Raw genomic sequence first — 6,514 nt, forward strand, 5'->3', positions numbered from 1 at the left:
ATGACTGTGCCATTCCTCCCTGAAAGCGCCCCGTTCACGCCCGCTCAGCGCGCGTATCTGAACGGGTTTTTCGCCGGCCTGCTCAATGTGGATCCGATGACGGCTGACGCGTCGGCGGCGATGGCGAGCGGCGGCGGAACCGCGCTGGCGGAGCCGCCGGCGGATTTGATCGATGAGGACGACATGCCGTGGCATGATCCGTCGCTGCCCATGACGGATCGCATGGCGCTCACCGCCGACAAGCCCGCCGAGTTCAAGTTCATGGCCGCGATGGCGCAGCTCGATTGCGGCGCGTGCGGGTACATGTGCCGCACCTATTCCAAGGCGATCGCCGAGGGCAAGGAAGCGGACCTGACGCGCTGCGTGCCCGGCGGAGGCGAAACGGCCAAGAAGCTCAAGCAACTCGTCAAGGAGCATCCCGTCGCGCTGTCCGTCGGCGGCGCCGCGCCTGAGTCCCCCGCGCCGATCGAGATGCGCTATGACCGTGATAATCCGTTCCCGGCCCCGATTCTCGCCATCAAGCGGCTGACGCGCGAAGGTTCGGGCAAAGACGTGCGCTTCGTCGCGCTGGACCTGACCGGCTCGGGGATCACCTACAACGTCGGCGATGCGCTGGGCGTCTATCCGGATAATTGCACGGACCTCGTCGACCGGATTCTCGCGGCGATGAAGATGACGGGTAATGAACCCGTCGCGGTCGGCTCGCGCAAACTCGTCCCGCTGCGCGAAGCGCTGACGAGTCACCGCACGATCACGCGCGCGGATGAGGAACTTGCGAATCTGCTCGCTGATGCGGCCACGGACAAAAAGGAGGCGGCGGAGCTGCGCGAGCTTGCGAAGGACGACGCCCGCATGGCGCGGTTCGATCTGTTCGATCTCGTGCAGGAATATAAATCCGTCAAGGTGCGGCCGGCGGATCTGGTGGCGACGCTCCCGCCGCTGCAGCCCCGGCTGTATTCGATCAGTTCGTCGCAGGCGGCATGCCCGAATGAGGTGCATCTGACGGTCGGCGTCGTGCGCTATGAGTTGGACGGCCGGCCCCGACGTGGCGTCGCCTCGACGTTCTTCGCCGACCGCGTGCATCTGGGCGACACCTCGCGCATCTTCATTCACAAGGCGCACGCCTTCGCTCCCCCGGCGGACGGCGCGACGCCGATGATCATGGTCGGCCCGGGCACCGGCATCGCCCCGTTCCGCGCGTTCCTCCAGCAGCGGCAGGCGGACCAGGCGCGCGGCGACCACTGGCTCTTCTTCGGCGATCAGCGCCAGGCGACCGACTTCCTTTACGAGCACGAACTGACGCAGTGGCTCGAAGGCGGATTGCTCACACGACTGGACCTGGCGTTCAGCCGGGATTCGGACGAGAAGGTGTACGTGCAGCATCGCATGATCGAACAGGGCGCGGCGGTGTGGGAATGGCTCGAGCGCGGAGCGCACTTCTACATCTGCGGCGACGCCGGCCGAATGGCCGCCGACGTCGACAAGGCGCTCAAGCAGATCGTGTCCGAACACGGCGGCATGAGCGCCGAGGATGCGGCCGGGTATGTCGCGAAGCTTGTCGAAGACGGCCGATATCAGCGCGATGTCTACTGATCAATTGGCCGGGGGCCATTGCAGAATCTGCCGGTCGGCGACAAGCCGCGCCTTGAGCTTGTCGTAATCAAGTTGCTGCACCGCGACCTTGTCATCGATGGCCATGCACGCCGCCGTCGCCGCCGATTGACTGGTCATCATGAACACCGGCTCCATGCGCAGACTCGCATAGGCGACGTGACTCGCCGACAGCGCGAAAGTCACCAGCAGATTGTCGCACTCCGCCCGCTTGGGCACGATCGCGCCGTAGCCGATCGGATAGGGGCCGGCGCCGCCGCGGCCGGTGGCGATCTTGCCTTCGCGTGTCACGACGCCGTCTTTGACGATGCGGCGAATCTCGTGCACATCCGTACCGTAGGAACCGAGTGCGATGGAGTGCGGGGCGATTTTCCGGCCGAAGGTGTGATGCTCGGTCATGACCAGATCGCTGATCATCCGGCGGCCCTCGCGGACATACACCTGATGCGGCCAGCCGCCGTTGTCGGTGAACTCGTCCTTCGGCAGGCCGAAACGCCTCATGTCATCGCGCACCTTGACGGGCACGCGCGGATCGGTCGCCAGAAAGTGCAGCAGACCGCGATGATCGTTCTCCATTCGGCGTGCGATCTGTTCGCGCTGTTCGTAACTGGATTCGGGCCAGTCCCAGCTCGCCCCCGGCAGGTTCCCGCCGAACGTCGCCGTGTTGAAGTCCCACTTGTCATGCGGCAGGGGATCGTGCTTGGAGAACCAGCGCAGGTCCATGTCGTCGCCGTTGGCGATGCACGCCTTGATGAACCGCGCGATGAGCTCGTATGTCTTCGGGTCATAGTCCGGCGGCGGCGCGATCGGCATCTTGTTCGCCGGGTCCGTCGTCAGACACAGCCGATAGCAATACGCCTGCACGCCCGGCGCTTCCTCGCCCGGCGTGCCCGGCTCACCGGGATTGATCAGCGGCAGAAGCCCGCTCGTCGCATCGCCCTCGATCACATAGGGGTCCAGCGGAAAGTCGCGATCCCACACGCCCTGACCGCCGGGCACGCGCCCGTTCGGACCCGGTTGCAAATGATGAAGCCGCGGCTCGTACTTCGGCGTGTAATAGATGCCGTTGAGTGTTTCGTGATACTTCGCATTGCCTTCGCGCATGAGTGTGTAGCTGACGCCCGCTTTGGCCATCAGGTCGCCCTCGTAGGTCGCATCGATAAACGCCTCGGCACGAACGATCCGTCCGTCCTCCAGGGCCAGTTCGGTGATGTGATTGCCGCTTTTCCGCACCGTCATCAGCCGCGCACGGCGCAGGACGATCACCCCGGCGTCTCGGACCACCTGGTCGAATACTTCTTCCGCCACATGCGGCTCGATCGAATAAGCGCCGCCCGTCGCCGGTCCGCCGTTGCCCTTGAAAGATTCATCCCAGTCGAGCGTCTTGCCATATTGCGCGACAAGCTTGGTGAAGTATTCCCGCGCGAGCCCGCCGACGGTACGCGGGTCGCCGATGTCGACGGCACTGAGTCCGCCGGAGGTCATGCCGCCCAGGTGTCGCCCCGGCTCAAGCAGCACGGCCGTCTTGCCCATGCGACAGACCTGCACCGCCGCGATCACACCCCCCGATGTCCCGCCGTAAATGCACACATCCGCGTCAATGTTCTTCGGCTCCGCACGCGCCACATCGACGCCAAGGCACAACACCGCTGTCATTCCCAGCAATACGAGGCGTCGCGACCACGAACGACATGCGAACATGTTCACCTCCGATGACGGATAGCGTGTCCAAACCGTCATTGTACGGATCATCGCGGCGGGCGAATCGGACGATGGCGCAAAAAAAGCCCCGCCCTTTAAGCAAAGGGCGGGGCCATGAGGTTGGCGCGCCGGGTGGCATGGAGCGCGCACTTCCACGTATCAGAATTTCACATCGATTTCGATCCAGATTTTGGACCGGTCCGCCGGGGCGGCATCGCTGACAAAGTCCGCGTATTTGAAGAGCACCGTGACATTCTTGTTGATCGCCTTGCTCGCCACCGCGTCAAACTCCTGACCCAGGTCGGCCGAGGTGTTCTCCGAGTAGAACCAGTGGTAATACGCTCCTGCCTTGATTTCCCATGGCAGCGTGGCGTTGGCAAAGACATAGAGATCCTGCAGGCCCGCCGCGGGCGTCGTCAGGAACACGTCCGCCCAGCCGTTGAAGGCGTGCAGCGTAGCGAGCGGCGTCTGGAAGGCGGCGACGCCGTCATCGCTGCCGAGCACTTCGTAGCCGACGCCGCCCTTGATCTGCGGGAACACCAGGGCGAGTTCCGCCAGATAGTAATTGGCGTCATAATTGACGGGATTTCCGCTCGCATCGCTCTGATGGGCATACGAGAGCGTGTACCCGAGCTTCATGTCATCGACGAGCGGTTTGGCGCCGGCGAGGCGGACGCCGAACGTGTTGGACGAGAGCGCATCGCGGGCGGGGGAGCCGTCGAAATTCAGCAGATAGGCGAAACCGGTGATTTTTCCCACTTTCCAATCGCCGAGGATCAGGCCGTCGTAAGCGACATTGAACATGTGCACATCGGAGTTGTCGAAATCGGTCATGAAGTTGTCGCGACCGTCGTAACCGAAGATGCGATGCACGTCCCATGCATAACCGTAGAACAGCGTCCAATCCTTGAAGCCGGTGTATTTGATCGTCGCGGCGTCGAACGTCTGCTCGTTCTGGCGCCAGCCGACGTTGCCGACGAATCGGGCGTCGTCGAGAATGATCCGCTGGCGACCGCCGATGAAGGTGACGCCGTTGCGTTCATACTTTCCGTAGGCCTGATTGAGTTCGTAGTTCTCCGGGTCGGCGACGACGGCTTTGCCGGGCTGACCATTGAGTCCGCCGGCGTTGTAGGAATTGCCGTCGAAGGGCACGGTGAACTCGCCTTCAAAAAACGCGGAAAAGCCCTCGAGGGGCTTCGTACCGTAGCCGACACGGGCGCGGGCCGTGCCCGCGTTGGCGTCCATCAGACCGTCCTGATCCACATTCTCATAGCGAATGCGCAGATCGAACGTGAACTTCCCGCCGAAGACCGCATCGCCGAAGTCCGACGCTTCGGGCGACGCCTTGGGCGCGGCCGGCTCAGGCGTCATGGCGGGCTTGGACGGTTCGGGTTTGGCCGCGTCATATTCCCCCGCATGCACCAGCGTGCCGGAGGCGAGAAGCGTCAAGACTAGCCATATTTTGACAGAATGATCGCGCATAAGGAGATTCCATTCCGGCTTCGCAGCCAGCTCTCGAAAAGGGGGGCTAAATGATAACGTCCACCGTGAACGCACAAGGCATTTCGGTGGACGTCGTTGTCCTGGCAAAGCCGACAGTGGCTTGCATCGCATATTGTCAATGACCGCTCAGGAAAGTTGCACTCCGTGACGGTCGATCGAAAGAGTGCAATCGGCATGCCAGACCGATGCGGTCGGCGGTGGCTGATGGGGCACAGCCGAATGCGGCTCGGGGGCCATGAGGCACCCGTTTGCCGGTATTGCCCAATAAATCGAGTCTTTTTTTTGCGATGGCGGCATATCGCATGCGACTCCATTCACTCTCTTGGGCCATCAATGGCGGACTCGGTTCGGCGATCACACGTGCCCACGCAATATGCGATGGTCATGATCTTGTCCAAAAATGGTGCAACTGCTTTTGCGAGCTGCCAACGACTTTTCGTTATCCCATATCTGCCGCGAAGCTTGATGGACCTCAACCCGATCGAGAAGTTGTGGCTGCGCCGCGTCGAGCCGGGGGAATGCGCCAACTCCATGCGATCGCGCGGGCATGAAATATGGGAATGCAAAAATGCTCTAAACAATGCACCCGGCGGGATTCGAACCTGCGACCTGAGCTTTAGGAACCCCGATCAAAATGTCGTCGTAACGTGTTAACTGACTGGCCATTATGCGCCTTGTCGCAATCTGCGGCGCGGCAAAATGCGGCAAATTGAGGAAAACTACGGCAACAATTCGCGCCCGATGGTCATGAAGCGACAACATCCCCAGAACATCGTCTCGCCTGCGCATGAAAAACATCGAGCGATCTTGTCTGGCCACGAGTGTCAACACTTTGTGCCCATTCAAGTCCAGAATCGGCGAAGTGCTTCGTGCAACCCTGTTCGTTTGCGACGACTGATATAACTCCAAATTTGTTGTTCAGATTCATGCCGTAGTTGGAATAATCCGGTGCAGGAGTCATCGAATATGTCCGAACCTCGGCGGGTTGACATTCTGGTTCAGCGGCTGACCGACGCACAGCCGGAGCTTTTTAATTACATCGTGTCGCTGGTGCCGGACGTCGATCTGGCGCGGGACATTCTTCAGGAAACGAACACGGTGCTTTGGCAAAAGGTGGAGGAGTACGATCCGCAGACGCCTTTCATGGCGTGGGCGTGTTCAGTGGCCAAGTTCAAGGCGCTGTCGGCAGCGCGCGACCGGGCGAGGGATCGTCATGTATTCAGTGCCGAACTGATGCAGCGGCTGGCGGACCGAATGGCCGAGTCGGGTGCGACATATGACGAGCGCGTGATCGGAGCGGTGGGGCGATGCGTGGACAAGCTGCCGCAACATCAGCGGCAGATGATTGAAATGCGATACGGGCCCGGCGGGTCGGTGGCCCGGCTGGCTGAATCGCTCAACAGGTCGGCGGCGTCGATCTCAACGACGTTGCTGCGCGTCCGCAAAACGCTGGGCGAGTGCATCGAGCGCGAGTTGCGCGTCGAGAGGGAATCGTGATGCACATGATGAAAGACGACGAACTGATTGCGATGATCAATGATCTGCTCGACGGTCGGCTGTCGGCGGAGGCGGGCGATCGCATGGTCAAGTCCCTGTCGTGCTGTAAATTCGTGAAGGGGCGGGTGTCTGGACGGCGGGTTGGTGTTGGGTGTTGAAGGTCTGATTCAGTTCCTTTCGGATCGCATCGATCTGTTGACGG

Annotated in this window: 4 protein-coding genes; 2 read left to right on the forward strand and 2 right to left on the reverse strand. The window is 61.7% G+C overall.

Translation table 11 applies throughout. From position 1 onward, the window contains the following. A complete protein-coding gene (locus tag GC162_16700; GenBank protein ID MBI1370276.1) occupies positions 1 to 1,593 on the forward strand; it encodes a sulfite reductase subunit alpha in 1,593 nt (530 codons plus the stop codon). On the opposite strand, the gene GC162_16705 is transcribed toward GC162_16700, so the two are convergent. Further along, on the reverse strand, positions 1,594 to 3,267 hold the full coding sequence (locus GC162_16705) for an FAD-dependent oxidoreductase (protein ID MBI1370277.1): 1,674 nt from the start codon (positions 3,265 to 3,267) through the stop codon (positions 1,594 to 1,596). It abuts the gene before it with no gap. A gap of 204 nt (positions 3,268 to 3,471) precedes the next feature. Beyond that, positions 3,472 to 4,926, reverse strand: coding sequence for a hypothetical protein (locus GC162_16710; protein MBI1370278.1), 1,455 nt, complete (start codon positions 4,924 to 4,926; stop codon positions 3,472 to 3,474). Positions 4,927 to 5,781: 855 nt separating this feature from the next. On the opposite strand from GC162_16710, the gene GC162_16715 reads away from it, so the two are divergent. Next, positions 5,782 to 6,312 (forward strand): sigma-70 family RNA polymerase sigma factor, encoded by a 531-nt coding sequence (locus GC162_16715; GenBank protein ID MBI1370279.1) that lies wholly within the window; start codon positions 5,782 to 5,784, stop codon positions 6,310 to 6,312. Positions 6,313 to 6,514: the final 202 nt, after the last annotated feature.

This window comes from Planctomycetota bacterium, from assembly GCA_016125255.1.
Classification (GTDB): Bacteria; Planctomycetota; Phycisphaerae; order Phycisphaerales; family Zrk34; genus RI-421.

Bases quoted from the DNA above. Each gene is read 5' to 3' on its own strand.
- GC162_16710 (MBI1370278.1), bottom strand. From the start codon at position 4,926: ATGCGATGCAAGCCACTGTCGGCTTTGCCAGGACAACGACGTCCACCG.
- GC162_16700 (MBI1370276.1), top strand. From the start codon at position 1: ATGACTGTGCCATTCCTCCCTGAAAGCGCCCCGTTCACGCCCGCTCAG.
- GC162_16705 (MBI1370277.1), bottom strand. From the start codon at position 3,267: ATGACAGCGGTGTTGTGCCTTGGCGTCGATGTGGCGCGTGCGGAGCCG.
- GC162_16715 (MBI1370279.1), top strand. From the start codon at position 5,782: ATGTCCGAACCTCGGCGGGTTGACATTCTGGTTCAGCGGCTGACCGAC.